14 protein-coding genes and 5 pseudogenes are annotated in these 20,734 nt (G+C 56.8%); 14 read left to right on the forward strand and 5 right to left on the reverse strand.

The genetic code is table 11. The features are described from left to right. Positions 1 to 42: 42 nt before the first annotated feature. From NKH78_RS23430 to NKH78_RS23470, 8 genes and pseudogenes are all read left to right on the forward strand, one after another. Positions 43 to 849: an IclR family transcriptional regulator gene (locus tag NKH78_RS23430; RefSeq protein WP_352884322.1), complete on the forward strand. Its 807-nt coding sequence runs from the start codon at positions 43 to 45 to the stop codon at positions 847 to 849. Between the two features lie 968 nt (positions 850 to 1,817). Further along, positions 1,818 to 2,917: pseudogene (locus tag NKH78_RS23435) on the forward strand (IS110 family RNA-guided transposase); the annotation flags it as partial. 1,351 nt (positions 2,918 to 4,268) lie between these two features. Beyond that, on the forward strand, positions 4,269 to 5,324 hold the full coding sequence (locus tag NKH78_RS23445; RefSeq protein ID WP_352884324.1) for an NAD(P)-dependent oxidoreductase: 1,056 nt from the start codon (positions 4,269 to 4,271) through the stop codon (positions 5,322 to 5,324). A 700-nt stretch (positions 5,325 to 6,024) separates the two neighbouring features. After that, a pseudogene (locus NKH78_RS23450) lies at positions 6,025 to 6,338 on the forward strand (IS21 family transposase); the annotation flags it as partial. A 97-nt stretch (positions 6,339 to 6,435) separates the two neighbouring features. Beyond that, positions 6,436 to 6,845: pseudogene (locus NKH78_RS23455) on the forward strand (transposase); the annotation flags it as partial. 619 nt (positions 6,846 to 7,464) lie between these two features. Next, positions 7,465 to 8,511, forward strand: a complete 1,047-nt coding sequence (locus NKH78_RS23460) for an NAD-dependent epimerase/dehydratase family protein (RefSeq protein WP_352884326.1) — start codon at positions 7,465 to 7,467, stop codon at positions 8,509 to 8,511. Next, a complete protein-coding gene (locus tag NKH78_RS23465) occupies positions 8,508 to 8,861 on the forward strand; it encodes a DMT family transporter (RefSeq protein WP_352884328.1) in 354 nt (117 codons plus the stop codon). The genes NKH78_RS23460 and NKH78_RS23465 overlap by 4 nt, the downstream gene beginning before the upstream one ends. A 387-nt stretch (positions 8,862 to 9,248) precedes the next feature. Beyond that, the gene (locus NKH78_RS23470) at positions 9,249 to 10,772 is read left to right on the forward strand and encodes an FAD-dependent oxidoreductase (protein ID WP_352884330.1); all 1,524 of its coding nucleotides are present in this window, start codon (positions 9,249 to 9,251) and stop codon (positions 10,770 to 10,772) included. A 399-nt stretch (positions 10,773 to 11,171) separates the two neighbouring features. On the opposite strand, the gene NKH78_RS23475 is transcribed toward NKH78_RS23470, so the two are convergent. From NKH78_RS23475 to NKH78_RS23490, 4 genes are read right to left on the reverse strand one after another with little or no spacing between them, the layout of a single operon-like run. Further along, positions 11,172 to 13,148 (reverse strand): hypothetical protein, encoded by a 1,977-nt coding sequence (locus tag NKH78_RS23475; RefSeq protein ID WP_352884332.1) that lies wholly within the window; start codon positions 13,146 to 13,148, stop codon positions 11,172 to 11,174. A gap of 32 nt (positions 13,149 to 13,180) precedes the next feature. Further along, complete coding sequence (locus tag NKH78_RS23480) at positions 13,181 to 14,251, reverse strand: NAD-dependent epimerase/dehydratase family protein (protein WP_352884334.1); 1,071 nt, start codon at positions 14,249 to 14,251, stop codon at positions 13,181 to 13,183. Positions 14,252 to 14,269: 18 nt separating this feature from the next. After that, positions 14,270 to 15,484, reverse strand: a complete 1,215-nt coding sequence (locus NKH78_RS23485) for a UbiA family prenyltransferase (RefSeq protein ID WP_352884336.1) — start codon at positions 15,482 to 15,484, stop codon at positions 14,270 to 14,272. Beyond that, entirely contained in the window at positions 15,472 to 15,750 is a 279-nt protein-coding gene (locus tag NKH78_RS23490; protein ID WP_352884338.1) for a hypothetical protein, read from the reverse strand. The genes NKH78_RS23485 and NKH78_RS23490 overlap by 13 nt, the downstream gene beginning before the upstream one ends. Before the next feature lie 294 nt (positions 15,751 to 16,044). On the opposite strand from NKH78_RS23490, the pseudogene NKH78_RS23495 reads away from it, so the two are divergent. From NKH78_RS23495 to NKH78_RS32650, 3 genes and pseudogenes are all read left to right on the forward strand, one after another. After that, positions 16,045 to 16,380: pseudogene (locus NKH78_RS23495) on the forward strand (transposase); the annotation flags it as partial. Positions 16,381 to 16,388: 8 nt separating this feature from the next. Further along, a complete protein-coding gene (locus NKH78_RS23500) occupies positions 16,389 to 16,562 on the forward strand; it encodes a hypothetical protein (protein ID WP_352884341.1) in 174 nt (57 codons plus the stop codon). A 127-nt stretch (positions 16,563 to 16,689) separates the two neighbouring features. After that, positions 16,690 to 17,106 (forward strand): annotated as a pseudogene (locus NKH78_RS32650) (CopG family transcriptional regulator). Between the two features lie 175 nt (positions 17,107 to 17,281). Here NKH78_RS32650 and NKH78_RS23505 read toward each other — a convergent pair. Continuing rightward, positions 17,282 to 17,833 (reverse strand): phosphoenolpyruvate hydrolase family protein, encoded by a 552-nt coding sequence (locus NKH78_RS23505; protein ID WP_352884343.1) that lies wholly within the window; start codon positions 17,831 to 17,833, stop codon positions 17,282 to 17,284. Between the two features lie 168 nt (positions 17,834 to 18,001). Between NKH78_RS23505 and NKH78_RS23510 the strand changes: the two genes are divergently transcribed. The 3 genes from NKH78_RS23510 to NKH78_RS23520 are packed head-to-tail and all read left to right on the forward strand — an operon-like array spanning position 18,002 to position 20,708. Further along, positions 18,002 to 19,210 carry a Tm-1-like ATP-binding domain-containing protein gene (locus tag NKH78_RS23510; protein ID WP_352884345.1) on the forward strand — a complete coding sequence of 403 codons (1,209 nt, stop codon included), beginning with the start codon at positions 18,002 to 18,004 and terminating at the stop codon, positions 19,208 to 19,210. 7 nt (positions 19,211 to 19,217) lie between these two features. Then, positions 19,218 to 20,057, forward strand: coding sequence for a phosphoenolpyruvate hydrolase family protein (locus tag NKH78_RS23515; protein WP_502899834.1), 840 nt, complete (start codon positions 19,218 to 19,220; stop codon positions 20,055 to 20,057). 21 nt (positions 20,058 to 20,078) lie between these two features. Further along, positions 20,079 to 20,708, forward strand: a complete 630-nt coding sequence (locus NKH78_RS23520; protein WP_352884347.1) for a cupin domain-containing protein — start codon at positions 20,079 to 20,081, stop codon at positions 20,706 to 20,708. The last annotated feature ends 26 nt before the right edge of the window (positions 20,709 to 20,734 follow it).

Raw genomic sequence — 20,734 nt, forward strand, 5'->3', positions numbered from 1 at the left:
TATGGATCGTTTTGATCCGCCGGCTGGTTGATCGAGGTGCACGTGAAGACGACGACCGAAAGCGAGGAGAAGGCGACGGGAACGCAATTGCTCGATCGTTCCATCGCTATCTTGAATCATCTTGGAGAGCTCGGCCGTGGCGGTGCGCGGGTTTCCGAGATTGCCGAAGCCTTCGGCCTAAATATGTCGACGGCACATCGCATCATCACCGGCCTTGAGCGGCATCGCTACATCGAGCGCGACGAGACAACAAAGCGGTACAGACTAGGGCTGGCCCTATTTGCCCTCGGAGCCAAAGCCGCGGACACGACGGGTATGCGGCGGGTTTGTCATCCTGCTTTGATGCGTATTGCGGCCGAAACGGGTGATACTGTTTTTCTTATGGCTCGCAACGGCTTCAACACCGTCTGCGTCGACCGACAGGACGGTGGCTACCGGATCGACAGCCTCACGGGGCAGGTCGGTGGCCAGATACCCCTTGGGGTTGGCCCCGCTAGCCAAGCGATCTTGGCCATGCTGCCACCAAACCAAGCCGAGGTCATTCTAGAAACCAACGCACCACAATTCGAGCGCTACCATGGATTGACAGCGGATGAGATCAGGCATGCGCTGCCAGAGATCCGCAGGCGCGGCTATGCCGTCGATGATGGGCACCTTGTGGAAGGAATTTCCGCGATAGCGGTGCCAATCATCCTGGAAAGCGGAAATGTAGCAGGCGCGCTCGCCATCAACATGACTAGCGCAAGGCTGCGGAGGAGCAGCGTGGGCGACTTCGTTCAGATTCTGCGACGTGAAATCGACGAAATCGAACGCACGATGAACCCACACGATATTTCGATTGCCGGCTAAGCTGGCAACCTTGCGAGAGCGGAGAGCTATCGAGACGGAAGCCGCTGCCTACTGAAATTTGATCGGAGACACACGATCGCGAACTCTACAATACAATAAGGCCGTGCGGTCGGCAATCACCCAGCCCTGGAGCACGAGCCCGGTCGAAGGCCAGATCAACCGCCTCAAGACGATCAAGCGCGGATTTACGGGGCGCGCCGCCTATCCACTCCTAAAGAGCCGACTGCGGATGCCGCTTGACCTAACCGGGCGCAGGGACACCGAAAAAGTAGTCCTTGCACCAAATATGCGGAAGAACCCAGAATTGTCGGGCCATAGGTCCGGCGGGGCTGTTTCTGGGCTTAATTCGTGACACTGAAACGCAGCGCGGAGATGGTTCACCATGATTTTGAGCACACATGCAGTCGTTGGCGGCGCGATTGCCAGTGTAGTTCCTTCCGATCCCATACTGGCAGCCGTGGCTGGCTTTGCGAGCCACTTTGCGATCGACGCCATTCCGTTTGGGACTACCCGCTTCGGTCGATCTCAGTTGGGGAGGGTGCCGACAATCGGCGCCTTAGATTGAACCGAGACGTAGTAATCGATCTGATCTGCATTGGTGTTGACGCCTGCGCAGGCCTAGCACTCGCGATGTGGCTGTTTGCTACACCTTCTTCAGCTTGGGTTGTCTCGCTCGGCGCCGTCGCTGCAATCTTGGCGGATCCGCTGCAGTTCGTGCATAGCATCCATCCACGAGAGCCCCTTGTGTCACTCCAGCGCTTTCATGAGTGGATCCACTCCAACCGTAAGTTGGGTTGGAGGTTAGGGGTCAGCTCTCAGATAACTTTTGCCGCCGTGGTGTCTTCGGTGGCGCAAGCCTTCAATTGAACAAGGTTCCTTTAATCGGCAAGTAGATTCCGAAGTGAAAGGCCAGCGGTCACGCCGCCGGCGTTTCATGGCTCGGGAGAGAGGACCATGAGTGCCGAGCCGTGGCAGATTATAGGAAAGCATTTGTCGGAATCGATGTTACCAAGCAGAATGCCGTCGCGGTTGCGGAAGCCGGCCGGGAAGGAGAGGTTCGCTTCTTCGGCGAGGTCGACGCATCGGATACAAGCAATGCGCCGCGTTATCCAACGGATCGCCGCCAAGGTCGATCGGATCCACCTTTGCTACGAGGCGGGCCCAACTGGCTATGGCCTCTACCGGCTGATCCGTTCCATCGGCCATGATTGCACCGTAGTCGAGCCGTCGCTGATTCCAAGGAAGCCTGGCGATCGGTGAAGACGAACCGCCGGGATGCTCTTTCATTGATAAGGCTGCTGCGCGCCGGCGAACTGACGGCGGTATGGGTTCCGGATGAAGACCACGAAGCCATGCGAGAACTCGTTCGCGCGCGGGCGGCCGAGGTCGAGACGCTGCGGGTCCATCGCCAGCAGGTGGGCGCTCTCATGCTCAGGCATGGTCGTATTTATCCGCGCACGAAGAACTGGACCATGCGCTACCTGCGGTTGGTTGCAGGAGCCGCGGTTCGATTATCCTGCACATCAGATCGCGCTCCAGGAGATGGTCGAAGCGGTGCACGTCTCGAAAGAGCGTGTGGAACGGCTTGAGCGCGTGATCGAATAGTTCATCCCGAACTGGTCGCTGGCGCCGATCGTACGAGCGCTCCAGACGTTGCGTGGGGTCGATCTGATCGTCGCCGTGACGTTCGCTGCCGAGGTCGGCGACGTGAGCCGCTTTGAGAGCCCTCACCAGCTCATTGGCTATCTCGGCCTCGTTCCCGGCGAGCGATCGATCGGAGGGACAATCAGGCGTGGCGGCATCACCACCGCAGGCAATGGCCGCGTTCGCCACATGCTGGTCGAGAGCGCCTGGACCTATCGACATCCGCCCCGGATCGGTAAGGCGAAGCTTTATCGGTTGGAGCAGGCATCGCCGAAAGTCCGTGAGATCGCATGGAGGGCTCTGGCCCGCCTGACGGCCCGCTATCGAAAGCTGGTCGCGCGAGGCAAGCGAACGACGGTGGATCTGCTAGGCAATCGCCTGGGAACTGGTCGGCTTCATGTGGGCCGTCGCCAGGGAGGCACGCTCACCTGATCGCTCGCCGCGGCAGTATACACCTCGCGCATGGGCGAAGGCGGGACCACGGCAGGGGAATGCCCGTCAGACGCTTTGTGGCCGGCAAATTGACCGATGCCCGCAGTAAGATAGGAACAGTCCCGGACGCACAATCGGGAATGCGGTAGCCAACCCGCGCATCAGAGCTTGATCACCGACGTCCATCACTTCCGCCCCTGCCATGCGCGATCGACAACCTGCACCTGAGTACACTCGGATATTTGAAATAAAGTTCCAACCTTACACCCTCTCCTTCACGGGCGTGCTAGGGAAATCCTGATCCCAAAGGAGAAAGTGATGAGATATTATGTGGCGGCGCCGGCGGCCAGTGTCAACAATCTCAAGACGAGTGACTTGGCGACAGTCAGTAGCGATATCCATACCGAAGTCAGCCCGCAAGGCAGCCCTCCTCGGACGCGTACACTCTGTCGGCCTGCAGGAGAAGTTGACAATCGAAAGCTCGGTGAAATCAGCGAGCGGAAGGCATGGAGCACGGGCAATCACGGCGTCGACTACGCTTCCGACTCTATGAACTTATTTTGCACAAAGTAGGCGGAAGAACCCAGAATTGTCGCGCCACATGTAACAGAATGAAAGCGCCATAACTGCCGTGTCGCATCGGCACTGTTAGACTGCGGACAAAAACAGAATGCAGTTGTCTTTAGCAGTGTGGATCGACGGCGAAGGAGAACCGCTCTCTGGTTGCCGGAGCCATGGAGTGCCAGCCGCTTGGGATCAGCATGAGCAATGAACACGGCCTCGATGCCGCGGGATGTCGCCCAAGTGCCTCTTGCCGGTTCCGGCCGGCCAAGGAAGCGAACGGCGGCGAGGATGAGGATGCATCTCGCGGTCGAATGAAGGCAAAAAAATCGAGGCCTGAAAGTGTTTTGATGGCGGCAAGGCGGCTCCTCCGTAAGGCCACAACGCAAGGCTCCACCTTTCCGACCAAGTCCGCAACGCCGTCACGACGAAGGCGACGTCGCAGAACAACAGCGCCAATCTCATCCAGTCCGACGAGGCTGCACACGTTCTTGCCAGCGTCAATTCCAAGCACAATTATCGACATCGGTCCGTTCCTCTCTCGCTCCAAACAATGCCATCCTAACGGATCGCTCCAGAGAGGGGCGGGCCCTCCCATAATCATAACTCGCCAGCAGGTGGAATCCCTGGATTGGTCGAAGTGGGAGGGAAGAGTGCATGTAGGAAATTACCCAATTCTACCCGATGCGTCGAGATCCGCGAATTGATTTGCCACTGTCCGACGAGTAAGCCTTCCTTCGGTGAGAGACCGCCGGTGAGGCAATACTCAGGAGGGAACCGAAATGGTCGCGGACAATTTGAACATTATCATTCTTTCCGATCACGCGCCCAGATCGGAGTGGATCCAAAGAGGCGCGGCGCTGTTGGAGACCAAAGGGATCACAACCACGATAATGCTAAGCAGCCCGTCATGGCGAGACGAACTGCGTTCGGCTCTACCGAGCGCAGATCTTCTTCTTGTAGCTCCCTGGACGGTGCCGGACATCGCCATGGACGACGAGTTTCTGGACAGCGCGCTGCGCCTGAAGGCAATCGGGGGAACTTTCGACAACCGCTTTTCTAGCTTCGTGTCGATCGATGCACTAACCCAGCGCGGGATCGTCTTAATCGACACCTCGCGCTCAATGACGCCCACCGTCGCGGAATTTGCATTGGCTCAAACTCTCAACCTATTGCGCGACATTCCGTCAGCGATTGCACTCATGCGAGCGGGTGGTTGGAAGCGATCTTCGTGGGACACGTTGGGGTACGTCTATGGCGATCTTGCTGACAAGAAGGTCGGTCTCGCTGGCTACGGCAGCATCAACAGGCGCTATCACCAACTGATCGGCGGTTTCGGCTGCCCGACCGCTGTCTACGATCCGATGCTCGACAAGTCCCGCGCGGAACGGCTGGGATTGACTTACACGGATTCGCTCGAAGAGCTCGCAGCCGCCTCGGAAATCTTCGTCGTAGGCATTCCACCCCTCAAATCGTCGCTACGCGCGATTAGCAAGACAGTCTTCGACGCCCTACCCATCGGTGGCCTCTTCATACTTGTGAGTCGCATGGCCGTGGTTGACGAGCCGGCGTTGTGGGCGGCGGTTAACAATCGCCGCCTCAAGGCCGCGGTCGACGTCTTCAGCACCGAACCGGTGCCCGCAGACGCATCATTCCGCTTCCATCCCAACGTGCTGGCGACACCGCACATTGCTGGAGAGGCGTTCTACTGCCACGACCGCTGTTTCTACGATGCGTGCGTTGACTGCCTTGCCGCGATCGAGCAACAGCCGCGACGCTTCGAGGCCGCGCGGATCGATGCGACCATTTATATGGGGGTAGATTGGTCGCAGAGTTGAAGCCCCGCCGGGTGGGCCACCCCACAGGCAAAGGGACTGGCTGTTTTACCGGGCTTTCGACCGTCGCCCCTGGGAATGTGGCGCCTTATCTGAGGCTACCGAAGACCGCATCCAGTCGAGCGCCTTTGGGTTCGGCCATGCCGCGCCCGTTGCGGCATCTGCTCCTTCTAGGGTCGGTGCGAGATAGCTGATGCATATGACATGTGCTGTCGCTCGACACCGACGCGATCTCAATCGGCGAAGATGTGAAATTGCTCAATGTAGCCCAGCGATTGGCCGGTATGCCTTTCGACCCCCTGCCCTCCAACCGGACTGTAGTATCGGTGCTCAAGCGAGGAGGGGCCGGACTGCGGAGTGCCCGCCTTATCACTGGTAAGGACAGGCTCACTGTCAGTCACCGCGACGACAAGGGCGATCAGGTTCACTTTGATTCGTCAGCCTTGTCGGCGCCCCCTCTGTCGTGGTCCCATTGCCAATCATATTGCGGAAGCGACTGCCCCAGCCGCTCGCCTTTGGTCGATTCAATTTGATCGTGGATTTACGCACGTCAAAGCGGCACAGCCGCCGCGCAGCCAGTTTATGACTCTTCGCACCTGCACAAAAATATCCCAACGCCCTTTCGGTCCTTCGAGGAGAGTCCAGGAAGGCATTCGGTAGCTGCGCCAGCGCTTATGGCTAAACTTGGCTAGTCTAGCCAATTGCACAGGTCCATCCCGACTATGATGTCGAGGCCGAAAGGACCCTTCCACTTAGTGCCGCATCGGCTGATCGCGCGCACCGTCCAGGTCCGGCTCACCCATCCGGTTGTCGAGATCTCCTACGGTCACCAGCGCCACGTCAGCCATGTCCGCCGCTCGCAGCGCTCCGGCCTGTCACCGTCAACGCCCACATGCGCAAGGCCCATTAGCGCTATGCCAATACGACGCGGCCAGCCTGATTGGCCGGACGGCCAAAATCGTCCCCAACACCGCCATTCTGGTTGCGCATTTCGCAAAAGCCGGACAGGGGTTCCGCTAATTCCCGGACTGCCCGGGATTTAGCGAAAAGGGTGGAGTGCACCCCTCACATGGGAACACGCAGGGCGTCACCGACTACGAGCACTTCATAAAGTCGGCGCCAGCGGCTTGAAGAGTTGCTAACGGGAGATGGACACGCCTTGCCGAGGCGCATGAAGACCCAGATCAGCCGAGAACTGGACCGGTTGGACCTGGTCATGAATCCAGATCAAGGCTGTCGAGGATGAACGCGAAGCTCATCGCGGCACAGATTACTGACAACACGAAGCCGTCGCCGGTCACCATGCTAGTGGAGATCAAGGGGCTCGGCGTGGAGTTTGCCAACATCCTCTGGTCAGAGGGACTGGTCCGGCATTTTGATAACCGCCGTCAAGTTGCTGCCTATGCCGGCCTGGCGCCAACGCCCTGGCAAAGCGGCTCGATCGACCGCGAGCAAGGCATTTCGAAGGCGGGCAATCCGAGATTGCGCACGACGTTGATTCAATTGGCCTGGCTGTGGTTGCGGCCGTGCCAATGACGGTCATTGCGAAGCGGCGGAGCGTGCAGGTTTTCGGAATCGATGGTGCTAGGCCGCCTTCCGCTTCCTGTGTGGCAACTCGACAAACGGCCGGTTATGCTCAATGGTCGCGATCTTCGTTCCTGGTTCCGGCGACGCCCTATCAGCCGTCCTTCGCCCTGGCGGCAAGCAAAGGAGCCAAAAAAGCCAGATGCAATAACCTCACTCGTGGCCTTCAGCTCATGTTGATCCCAAGCAACTGGCACACATGGCTGTGGCAGATTTCGGCCACCCGAACAGGCCAATCAGATCAAGCTGATTGCAACGGCCTTCCCTCTTTGTTTGCAACCTAACGATGTCGGGAATGCAACACGGACCTCGTGGAGCTATCATGCTGATAGCAACGTTCTTTCCATTTGGCACGGAACATGCTCGAGCAGTGGCGAACGAAATCAAAAGGATTAGACAAATGGACAATCATCGCGTCGGCAACCCCATTGCGTCTGCACAACCGCTGGCTTGACCAGCATGCCGCCCGGTTCAAAGCCGAAAACTGCAACTCTGCGGCGCAATCGTGCCTCCAGCGGATAATGCCCAGTATCCCTCCGACAATATGTAGGTAAACATAATGAGTACAGCTCTAGTTACCGGCGGCTCAGGGTACTTCGGGCAATTACTGTGCAAACAGTTGCTCGAGCAAGGGACCCACGTTCGAGTGTTGGACCTGAACTTCCCTGGCGTTAGTCATCCTAATCTGGAATTTATCAAAGGCTCGATTCTGGACCGCAACGCGGTTAAGCAGGCAGTCTCAGGTGCGAACAAGGTGTTCCACAATGCTGCCCAAAATCCTTTGGCCAAAAATGTAGACTTGTTCTGGTCCGTCAACAAGGACGGAACGCAGATCATTGCTGACGAATCAGCGGCGGCGGGGGTCGACAAGCTGATCTATACCTCATCCACCGCGGTCTTCGGCGTGACAAAATCGAATCCCGTCACAGAAGATACGGAACCCAATCCTGGCGAGGATTACGGGCGCGCTAAACTTGCAGGAGAGATCATTTGCAAGCAAGCAATGAAACGCCATGGTCTGGATGTAGCGATTGTGCGTCCGCGGACCATTCTTGGCCATGGCCGCCTTGGCACCGTCCACATCCTGTTTGACTGGATCGAACGGGGCCTCGACATTCCAGTGTTTGCTGGGGGGAACAACAGATTTCAGTTTATTCACGCAGATGATTTGGCCTGGGCATGCATTGCAGCGTCGAATGCAACAGGATCTGCCACATACAATATCGGTGCTGCTGAATTTGGCACAATGCGTGAACTTCTGCAGGCGGTGATCGATCATGCCGGAACCGGAAGCCGAATCAAGTCCATCCCGATGGGACCAACTGCAATAGCGGCGAATCTGGCAAGTGCGCTCGGCCTCTCCCCCTTGGGCCCCTATCATTTGCTGGCTTACGGGCGACCAATGTATTTTGATATATCGAAAGCGGAAAGAGAGCTTGGCTTTAGGCCAAGTTATTCTAATACACGAATGATCATCGATAGCTACGATTGGTATCGGGCCAACAAGGGGTCTCTCAGCAAAATTGTCGCGTCGCACCACAAGTCTCCAGTCAAACAGCAGATTTTGGCACTGATTCCTTATCTGTTGAGAGCGATCCCTGGATGAATGTACCGCCTCTGGTCTTAGTTCTTGCTGCGGGCCTTAGTTCTTGTATTGGAAATCTATTTCTGAAATGCGGCAGAGCCTCTCTGCCTGCCGACGCCGGACTGGCCGATAATTTTCTCTCAATGGGCTTTATGGGTGGACTGGCGTTTCATGGCATCAACCTAGTGTTGTTTGCAAAGGCTCTCGGCACCATGGAGATATCAGTTGCTTACCCCATTTTGGCTGGCTCGGGGTTTGTGATGCTGATGATCGCATCACACTATCTTTTCGGAGAACCATTCCACCCGCACAAGTGGATTGGTGTCGCCCTTGTTTTGGCCGGTATCGTTTTTCTGACCCGAGGGGGGTGAGATGGGATTTGATCGAGTAATCGTGGGTACGCTGATACCTTTGTGGCCATTGCTCGACGTCGAAGAAAGACCGGTTGCAGTAACTGCAGTCGCAGAAAGCGTCACCCTAGCTATTGCAGGCGCTCCCTTCCATATTCGTCTAGCCGTGCGAAGCGTTTCGATATTCCTGAGCCTTTGCGTCTCCTTGATTTCAGCCGGCGCTGGCGGTCCGTTGGCAAGCGCGCTCCGCGCAGACAGGTTTTATAATCTTGTGGAGAGATCGCCCGGTCCCATCAGGTCCGTCGTGCGCCTTTATCGATCGATTACGCTGCTTGCATTTTATGAGCAGATCCCCGTGGCAGCAAGGCTGTTGTCCTTACGGCCTGAAGGGAATTAAAGGACTAGGACATGAAAGGGAGTTTTCATCCGAGCAGCGCGCTGCAACTGGAAGCGGATGCGGTGATTATCGGCTCAGGTGCGGGCGGTGCCAGCGTTGCCGATGTGCTGACAGCTGCCGGCATTTCTGTAATCATGCTTGAAGAAGGTAAGCATATTCCTTCATCATCAGCTTCACCTAACGCAAGCGAGGCATTTTTGGCAGCCTGGCGCAGCGGAGGAATAACAGCTGCGATTGGCCGCCCCCCCATTAACTATGCGGAAGGCCGCTGCGTCGGGGGAGGAACAGAAATCAACAGCGCTATTACCCAGCGAGCCGACAGCGATCTCATTGATCAATGGCGCAAACTCTATAAGATCGAGAATTTTACGCCGGATGAACTGGCGCAATATTACGAGCGCGCTGAGACAGCGGTAAATGCAAGCCTGACCCCCGGTCCGCTCGGACGCGCCACCGACATTCTGCGGCAGGGGGGCGAAGCGCTCGGATGGAAAGTGTCGGAGCTGAAACGGGCGCAACGTGGCTGCAAGGGCGCCAACCGGTGTTCTTATGTTTGTCCGAACGGCGCCAAGCAGTCCATGGCGGTGACCCTTCTGCCAAAGGCAGTGGACCGCGGCATGCGGCTGCTGGCGCAAACGCGGGTGGACAACATACGAATTGAAAAAGGGCGTGCCACAGAAGTCCTTGCCCATTCACGCGATACAGGCGGACAAGCCGTGCCAGTGCGCGTAAAAGCCGGCATGGTGTTTGTTTGCGCAGGTGCAATTCACACCCCGGCGCTTTTGCGCCGCTCCGGCCCGCGTAAATGCATTGGCGATACGCTGCGCGTTCACCCGACTATCAGGGCAACGGCGCTGTTTAATGAGCCGGTCGATGCGCATCAGTCGCGGCTTCCTCTGACGGCGATTACCGAATTCATGCCGGAACAACGGATCGGTGGATCAGTATTTACGCCCGCGATCTTTGGCCTCTCGCTTGCGGAAGACTGGACCAATCGCGGCGATCTGATGCGGAACTGGCGTTTTTGCGGCTCATACTACGGCATGATACGGTCGCGCGGAATGGGCTCGGTGAGACTGCTTCCCGGAATCAACGAGCCGCTTGTCAGTTTCAAACTCGCCGATGAGGACTGGGTTGCTTTGAGCCAGGTTCTCACCCGTCTTGGCCAAGCCATGTTTGCGGCCGGTGCTCGCAAGGTTTTCCCGGGCATATCCGGCCATGAAGGGTGGACGAGCCCTGATCAGGTGCATGAGTTCTGGAACAAGCCTTTGCCCAAACGGGCAACCAATCTGATGTCCATACACCTGTTTTCGAGCTGCCCGCCTGGCGAGCATCGGGACGCTTGCGCCGTCGACAGTTACGGACGGGTGCGTGGCATCGACAACCTCTTTGTCGCCGACGGCAGCCTCATTCCGGAAGCGCCAGGGGTCAATCCGCAAATGACCATCATGGCCCTGGCGTTCCGGGTTGCGGAAGCAGCACTCTGCCATTCCGCACAAGAACGCGCCCGGTCAGCCGCAAGAGAAAGAAACTAAAACCTGCCGTGGTTAAGACCGGACAGATTACCGGTTTTTAAGGCTGAGCGGAGTATTGTGAGCTCTGACGCAGCATTGGCGAGCTTTAAAGGTAAGACCTTATGTCCTTTCTGGTTGCCGTCTGTGAGGTGGTTCGGGAGCTACGCCGAACGCTTCCGCAACTCCCTCACCGACGACGCCGCGCTCGCCAGGTCGACCAACGCGCGCTTCTCGGTGCAACTCCACAGCCTTCGTTGCCGCACGCGCCCGGGCACCGTTGCAAGATCTTCGGCCGCCGCGGCGCCGCTTAACTCGGCGACCAGATCGCCCCTTGCATGTTCCAATATCATGGCTCGAAAACTCCATGTTCATCGGCCTATTGCAAGGTGCCTGGGCGCATCGCTTACCTTTAAAGGCGTATTATCGATAAATCCGCCAGCTGCCTTTTTTCTCGGACACGAGCTTGTATACTGAACTGTTGTCCAGAACCGGTTTATCCCACAAGCCATCTCTCGTCGTAACCACAAGAGTCTTACAAAGATACCTTTCTTTCATAACTCTAAGATCACCTTCCGTAGCCTCACCTCTGAACGCATCGACGAAGAGCTTATAGACCTCTGATGCTTGATCTGGCGTAAGTTGAGCTGCATAGGAGCGCAATAACCCCAACGTCGTTGCGCAATTTCGCCTTTGTGACAATGTTGCCCAGGAAATGTTCCCTGGTTGATACGTCACGTTTGCAAAATCGAGCGGATTGTTGGCGACCGCTTCGTTCGAAGGCGTTACTTCTCGAACAGCTTTCCACATTTCAGGAGATGCGCTGAAAGCTGTGCCCTCTGATGTTTCAGGTCCTTGAACACGAAATTGGAGGTCGGACAAATATACAAATTGAGCACCAGCCAAAATTGAGGGCGCCAGGAATACAATTGCAGTTATAGTCGTTAGACGCCCGATTAAGGTGGCTTTACCAATTTGCAAAGAGAACAGCGCTGCAGTAACCGCCACCATAACTAGCAATGATGGAATTATCACACGCCACGCCAAGTCGTTATAGAATATGACGCTATGCATAAACTGAGCGCAAAATAGCGGAGCGACAACAATTACAATTATCGCCCGATCGATTTTGGAGTATATTGCTGTCTCTTCGTATGGCATCGATAATGCCCAAATGACAAATGACGCATACATAATACTGAAGTCGATGATAAGCAAGACGAACCAGAAACCTGGTAGATCCAGGAACCACCCCATTCCGACGAATATTGGAAATACCCAAAATTCCACGGAATTTCTGGCATGTAATATGACAGCCTGTTCGTAGACTAATACACCTGCGCAGAGTACGGCGATGGCAATAGTGACTGAAAGTAATATGATAACTTGCATCAGCCGTTCGGCCCTTACAACATCCGAAACCGACAGCACCCCCACAATGGGTAATATCAAAAGCAGTGAGAATCCGCCTGCCCACATTGAGCTGCCATAAGCAGAAGCCAGCATCGCCCCCGAAAACACTGTCAAGCTGAGATCGCGCCCGGCGTTACAATGTAGAATTCGTATGTAAGCCATGATGGCAATTAAGGCAACGGATCCGGAAAATACGTGCTGGGGTGCCCATGAGGTTTGAATGATCCACGCGTCGAAACTGTATTCCTGTGCCATCCAAGTGTCGAGCCACCTTCCAGAGACAAACCGCACGATTGGCTTAAGGGAACCGACAAGCAAGAGCGGGAGTGCCCACCATGCGGCATTTGCACTTCTGCTTCGTGCCACGGCCAGCCATGTTACGACAAACGTCGAGCACAACGCCGTCATGCCTGTAAGAGCAATATCGGCCTCCCAGCCGCTTGCGCCCGTGATGACGGATGAACACGCGGCGATGAAGTGCCAGACGTAATAGTAAATAAGTTTGCTGGGAGTACCTGCTTCGGAATAGTACGGATTGCCGGGAGGCAAGCCGTTTTGAGCTATTTCATTTATAATAGCTATTTTAGTATGGTCCCAGATCGGGTCACCGACGCCGGCACTTTCCCCATAATGCTGCGGAATGATCGCGAAGGTTGGCAAAAGGCAGAGGAGAAATGCAACAGTTAACCAGGAAAAACCAGGATTGGTCGGCGAGCGCAAGAGCGGATCGACGGCGCCTTTCGATAGCCAGAATGCGACAGCGAACAACGCAAGGACGACCAGAATAAGATTGATTGCGGTTAAAGGTAACAAATGAAAAACGGAAACACCTGCGGCGCCGAATATTCCCAGTCCGATGACCGGTGCTATAAGCAAGCGCATCCGGATATTGCTGTCGAAAAACTTCGAAACAGGCAGCCCTATGGCATATCCTATGGCAGTTGAAACGAGAGCACTGGAAATAACGGAAGAAGTTTGTACTAACAATGACAATCTCCGAATTCTTCGGCAAGCCTTAATTAAAATGCCTGACCGTTCGTCAGGCACCAATCGACCGAAAGTCGCATGCCTTCGCGCAAGGCGATTTTGGGCGCGTAACCGAGCACTTTTCTGGCTTTGGTGATATCGCAGGCAATTGTCTTGTTCATTTCGGACAGCACATGGATCTTCTGGTGATAGATGCCGGTATACTGGAGAGTCGCATCAACTATCGTTGCGACGTCGCCGACGATGTCCGGCAGATGGAACTTGTTGGGCTTGACCGTCATGCCAAAATCTTCGTGCAGGACCATGCCGGCGACCTCGACAATTTCGTTCATGGTGTACGGCGTCTCGTCTGCAAGCCAGAATATCTCTCCTGCCGCCCGCTCGTGAACTGCGGCAAGAAGGAGGCCCTGCGCCAGGTTGTCAGTGTAGCCCATCGAGCGGCGGTTCCGCCCCGATCCAACAATTGGAAACTTGCCATCCTTGATCATCTTAAAAAAGAGCGTTTGCCTTGGCGGCTGGTTGGGACCGTAAAACCAGGGCGCGCGGACGATGACGACTTCCATCGGGCTGCCAGCAGCAAGTTCCGCATGCAGTGCCTTTTCCATCAGCATCTTGGAGCGGCCATATCCCATATAGGGGTTATAGGGGCTTTCCTCCGTGAATCTGTGGTCCGGATGCGGATTGCAGCCGATCGGCGAATTAGATGACATGACGACCGCGCGCCTCGCACCTGCCTTTTGCGCTGCCGTAACCAGATTGATCGTGCCCTGTGTGTTGATGGCTTCAAATTGGGCAACCGTTTTGGGATGAATGATGCCGGCCATGTGGATCAATACGGCGCCCTCGGCACCAGCCACGAATGCGAGGACAGATTCCATGTTCCGGATATCACCTGTCACGATTTCCAGGCCCTGGTCGCACAGCTGCGATACGTCTTCTCCCGCAGGAACGAACGCCCTTACCCGGAAGCCGCCGCGTGCGAGAAGTCCTGCTTCCGGCAAACCCGTCGTCAGCGCCGCCGCGACGCGCCCGCCCAACCAGCCGGCAGCTCCAGTCAGGAGTACGAGGGGCGCATTCAGGGTTACTAGGTTCGTCTCTTGCATATTGGCAACCGCTTTGTTTTACACAGCCAGTGCAAACGCCAATGCGATGATGGCGCCGATCAACAAGCTGGTCTTGTCCTTGAGCGCAAAGACAATAGGATCGTCGTGCAAATCCATGCGATGACTCAGGAGCCATATCCTTTGCAGCCACATGAACACGCCCGCCGGTGCAACATAGAGCCATGCTGGATTGTGATATTCTTGCGTGACTCTGGCTTCGAGCGCGATGAAAAGCAGCATGATGACGATCGAAGCCGAGGCGGTAGCAAGGCCATAGCCCAAGGTGAGCGGCCAATCGTCAGGCAAGTATCCGCGACCTTTGATGGCGCCCTTCCCCTTTGAGCACGCGCGCATTGCTTCCACATGACGCTTTGCCAGAGACAGCGAGAAGAAGAACATGGCTGAAAAGGACAAAAGCCAAGGCGAGAATGCCAGATCATTCAGCACCTGACCCATGACAATCCTCAGTGTGAACAACGCTCCGATGACCGTCACATCGAGTAACGCGTAACGCTTCAAGCGGAATGAATAGGCCAGCGTCAGCACCAGATAGGCTGTGACAGCCAGTGCGAATTGAGGGTGCAAAAGTAGGGCCACCCCAATACCCGCACCCAGCATAAAGATGCTCGCCAGAAAGCCATTTATAACGCTTATTCTACCTGCAGCAATCGCCCGGAAGCGCTTGGTCGCATGCGCCCGGTCCGCCTCCACATCAGCCAGATCGTTGATGATATAGGTCGCCGAGGCAATCAGGCCGAAAGCAACAAAGGCGACTATTGTCCTCAGCACTGCATGCAAATCGCCCGCAATATGGCCGAGAAACAGGGGAACGAAAATCAGTACATTTTTTGACCACTGGTGTACCCGGAGTTCACACAGCCAGTCCTTCACCGGATTGGTTTTTTCAGGACTGATCGTCCTGACTTCAACGCCAGCTTCACGGAGCTGGCTTGCGTATTTCACTCCGTTGCCAACCAGAACCGCTCCGGAAGCCGCCTCCCAGATCGGCAGGTCGGCGGCACTGTCGCCCGCATAGATGAATCCCTCCGGGAAGCTATCCTGAAGCCATTTCAACTTGTTGCGGCTCTTCAGGTTCAATGACCCATCACTTCCCTTCGCGCCGGCGAAGCCGCCAAGGTGACAAATGATACTATCCGCTATGCTCTGATCCGCTGCCGTAACGAGATAAATTTCACGCGCGTCAGCTTTCGCGCCACGCATCAATTCCAACATCTCTGCACGATAGGGAAGGGCCCGCGGGGCTCAATCGAACAAACGTTTGCCAGCGTTTCCTTCAACGCCGCGCGGCCCTTGAACCAACTTGGAAAAGTGCGAAGCAGGTGCTGTGGCGAATGAAAGAAGGCTTCAAAGAAGCTCTCATGGAAAGTATCTGATCTTATCAGAGTGCCATCCAAGTCACAAACCAGGGGCAACTGACGGTCAAAGCCGTCCAGATCAAGCATCATCTCATTCCCCAAATCAGGTTTGTTCAGCTTCATCGCTGCCCTTCATCAAAGACGAAAACATTATCCGCGCCGAAGGTCCGATACGGGCAAAGTCCAGATCACTACGGCGTTGCTGGGCCGTCAGCCACGCGTGCCAATAGGTCGGCAGCTTAAGCTGCGTCGCGAAAAAGGAGCATCAAAAGTCGTGCCAACTGTGCACAAAGAGCTCCAAAAGAGATTTTCTGCGTGCTATTCAATGACATGCATGAGATTGGGACGGAAATTCTGCCCAATTGGACTGTGTCGCGAACTGGGCAAAATCGACAAGGTGTCGTTAGTTGACGTTCCCATCAGACCGTGAAGCATTCCAGCCACGAATATGTTCGCGACACGGTCCACGTCAATTGGTGGAGGGTTTCAATTCCCGCGTTCGGCGCACGATCGACCGTGTCTTTCACCATATCAGCCCGCAACATGCCGACCTGTATTTCCATGAAATTGGCTTCCGCTGGTCTCAGCGCGTCGCGTCCGGAAGCGCCGTTCGCAAAACTCGGCACGACCGGGAAATCTGCGAACTCTTGCCGCCAGCGCTGCAACTGCCGACTGTCCCTCGCGCTGCCACGGGACGTCAGATGCGCCGATGGCGGCATCACCATCAAATCAGCTGTAGCTGTCTTTGGTTGATAAAGGCCATGTCGGCAGAGGACAAATCGACAACAACCGGCGACGGCATCGAAAGTGTGGAAACACCTCAGACAGAAGACACCAACGAGAATGACGATGTGGCGAACGCCGGCCTTCGAGGCGAGCCGGGTCTGGAGGCGCACCAGGAGATAAACACCGGAACGGATGGTCGCGTCCATTAATGAGTTTGACGTGGATCCCGACGAGCCAGAACGCGACGCGGCTGCTATTCGCACGCTTGCGCGCCGCATGCGTCAGGGCGCGCGGCAGATATCAATGGACCCAGACGACGGGATGGAACTGTGAGACATGTCGGTACGGTCGGACAAGAAACAACGACTGTCGGTTATCTCGAGCCGGACCTGAAGCGGCGGCTTTTGGACTTTGCCGATCGGCGAGAGCAATCAGCTTAATCAGCTTCGCTCATCGCAGAGGCTGCCATTTCATCTTTCCTCTCCCCTGACACGGATGAGCGAAAAGAGGCGGACCATCGTCAAACGCCTGGATCGGATCGACCGTTGTCTTCAGCGGCTGGAGCGAGATCTGGAAATCACGAGCGAAACTCTAGCGTTATTCATTCGGTTCTGGCTGAATTCGACTGCTCCATTACCAGAGACAGCGCAGGCGGCCGCTCGAGTTGAGGGCGGAGAGCGCTATGACCAGTTCTTTGAGGCTCTCGGCCGCCGCCTGTCCCAGGGCCGAAGCTTCAGCACGAAGTATCTGTAGAGCTTGCTGAGAAGTAAGCAAATGCTGGGGAATGAAGTGGCGATTTCTCCATCCGCCGTTCAATCGAGATGTTGCCAAGAAGCTCTTTGTTTGAACGTAGAGTTCTCATCATATGATGCGGAATGCGTTCGGACTTGTCCAATGGGTCATGCCGACCACCAAGCTGAACACCTGTTCAAGGCCCGCCAACGGCGTCAGGAAGTCGAAACAGCCCCAGTGTCGTCTCATGAGCAAGCTCGGAGAGCTCGGCAAGCATGGCGTCGCTCGTGTGCCGTACTGCGATCAGTCCGCTCACGCCGATGGTGACGGCTTCTTGCGCCATCCCAAAACTGTCAACCACAGCGAGCGCACCGAACCCCTTTGCGACCGCCGTACGCAGCAGATTGATTTCGGTCGTCACCCCGTATCCGAAGTCCTCGAGGCTGACGCGCATTTCGCCGTCGATTGCGGTCACGCTCGGGAAGTTGACGACACCGGGGCAGCTGGTCGTCCCAAGAGCCTTCAGAATGTCCTCGTGGCGGCGGAATGGATCGAGGGCAAGCACACCCGCAAATATCTGGCTCCGGCGTGGAATTCCGTTCCGGAGCTCGGCCAGAAGACGTCCGTTTGTGTCGTGAATCGGAAGGAGCACGAGGCTGTCATAGGCGCTGCCCTGCAGTCCTTCGCAGGAAGGGCAATAGAGTGTCACGGACTGTTGCTCGTCGGAGATGGCGGCGAGATCCGTCACGATCGGGATGGGCCGAAGAGTGGAAGGAGAGTGCATTTGTGTACCTGCGGGACGATTGCCCAATTCTACCCAAAATGTCGATATGCGCCAATTGATTTGCTGCTGGCAAGGCGACTAGGATTTTGTGAGGTCAGGGCGGCTGACTGAGGAATGGCCGGGAGGACAACAATGAAAATTGTCTATGTTGTTGGGACCTGCGATACAAAGGGCAGCGAGCTGCGCTATCTCCGCGATCTTATCCGGGATGCAGGGTGCGGCGTCGTTCTGGTCGACGTTTCGGTGTCGGAGTTTCGCAGCGACGCTTCGGATGTCGACGTCCAGCCGGCGGAGGTGGCGCGCTTCCATCCGAACCCGCCGAAGGCCGAGGAGCTTAAGGATCGGGGCAAGGCAGTCGCCGCTATGTCGCAGGCTTTGGTGGAGTACATCCGATCACGCCCGGACGTCGACGGCATCATCGGTGCGGGCGGCTCGGGAGGAACTGCCTTGATCGCGCCAGCAATGCGCGCTCTCCCGATCGGCGTACCGAAGGTGCTTGTTTCGACCGTCGCCTCCGGCAATGTCGCCCCTTATGTGGGACCGACCGACATCAGCATGATGTATTCGGTGACCGACGTGTCGGGGCTCAACCGCATCTCGCGGGTGGTCCTCGCTAACGCAGCCCATTCCATTGCCGGGATGGTACTCAATCAGGTCGGCGCCGCAGCCGACGAGAGGCCCGCAATCGGGCTGACAATGTTTGGTGTCACGACGCCCTGTGTCCAGGCAGTAACACGGGCGTTGGAGGCAAACTTCGACTGCCTGGTGTTTCATGCTACCGGAACAGGTGGGCAGTCCTTTGAGAAGCTCGCGGACTCTGGCCTGCTGGTCGGCGGGATTGATGTGTCTACCACCGAGGTCTGCGACTATCTGGTTGGAGGCGTTTTCCCCTGTACGCCCGATCGCTTCGGGGCATTCGCGCGGACCAAACTGCCTTATGTGGGCTCCTCCGGCGCGCTCGACATGGTCAATTTTGGGGCCATGGAAACGGTTCCGAGCCAATTTCGCTCGCGCCGGCTGCACGTGCACAATCCCCAGGTCACGCTGATGCGAACGAACCCGGAGGAGTGCAGCAGGATCGGTCAATGGATCGGCGAGCGACTGAACCTCTGTGAGGGGCCGGTACGCTTTCTCATCCCGGAGCTGGGCGTCTCGGCGATCGATGCGCCCGGTCAGCCCTTCCACGATCCCGAAGCCGACGCTGTCCTGTTCGCAGCGCTTGAACGCACACTCCGCCGCACCGACAAGCGACAGCTGACGCGCGTTCCCCTTCACATAAACGATCCGCAATTCGCGGACCTCCTTGTCACAAACTTTAAAGAGGCTTTTCGTGAGCACTGATCGCTGCATCAAGCGTCCGACACGCTCGGAGCTGGTCGACCGTTTCCAGAAGAAGATCCGGACCGGAGAGCCGATCATCGGCGGCGGCGCCGGCACCGGCCTCTCCGCCAAGAGCGAGGAAGCGGGCGATATCGATCTCATTGTGATCTACAATTCCGGCCGGTATCGCATGGCCGGCCGTGGTTCGCTTGCCGGACTTCTCGCCTATGGCAATGCCAATCAGATCGTCGTCGACATGGCCCGCGAGGTTCTGCCGGTCGTGACGCGCACCCCTATCCTTGCCGGCGTCAATGGCACTGACCCGTTCGTGGTCATGCCGAACTTCCTACGCGAACTGAAGGAGATCGGGTTCGCTGGCGTGCAGAACTTCCCGACCGTCGGACTGATCGACGGACTCTTCCGCCAGAACCTCGAAGAGACGGGCATGAGCTATGCGCAGGAGGTCGAGATGATCGCTGAGGCGCATAAGCTCGATCTCTTGACCACGCCATACGTGTTCGGCCCCGAAGATGCGGCGGCGATGGCGAAGGCAGGGTCCGATATTCTCGTCTGCCACATGGGACTGACGACGGGTGGCGCGATTGGTGCGCGTTCGGGCAAGTCGATGGACGACTGCGTCGTTCTAATCAATCAGTGCATCAAGGTTGCCCGAGAGATCCGCGGCGACATCATCATCCTTTGCCATGGTGGTCCGATTGCCAATCCGGAGGACGCTCGCTTTATTCTCGATTCCTGCCCTGGATGTCACGGCTTCTACGGAGCAAGCAGCATGGAGCGGTTGCCGACGGAGGAGGCGATCAAGTCCCAAACACTCGCCTTCAAGGCGATCCGCCGCAAGACAGCCTGATAGTAGAAGGGAAAGAAAAAGATGTCGGTTTTCAAAAGCGGAGAACAGCCGCCGGATTGGTGCGAGCTTACCAGGTTCGAGTTTGTCGAACTCACCGGGCAGCCTCGACCGATTACCGTCACCGACCAAAAGCAGCGTCTCCTGGTGACGCGAGGCTCGTGCCGGTTGGCGAACGGGAAGGGAGCGCAAGTGCTCTCTGAAGGGCAGTTCTGCGACCTGGAAGAAGCCAGTGGTCCCTTTGCCGCAGATGCCGGCGATCGAACAGCGCAGGTCATCATCTTTTCCGGCAGTTGGGGCACTGAACTGGGCGGATGCGGCATTTTCGAACTCACTCCCAGCACCCCGGCTTGGGTAACCGGAGACCCTGTCAGCTATCCCAAGTCGACCAACTTCGACTCTCACTATCACGACTGTGACGAGTACTGGGTGATCATCGAGGGGGCAGGCACGGTCGTTGTCGGATCGCGCAGCTTTGAAGTCGAGGCGGGTGACTGTGTCGCCATCGCGATGGGACACCATCACGATCTTCCGCAGGTTTGGGCTGACGTGAAGGGTGCCTATTTCGAGACAACACTCGAAGGCAAGAAGCGGTTTGGGCACCTTTGGGACTACAAGCACGGCCCCGCTAATCCCCGCCGCGAGCGGGTTTGAACTCAGCACAAGCTTTCCCGTTTTGG

The sequence above is a fragment of the Mesorhizobium sp. M0910 genome (assembly GCF_040319465.1).
Classification (GTDB): Bacteria; Pseudomonadota; Alphaproteobacteria; order Rhizobiales; family Rhizobiaceae; genus Mesorhizobium.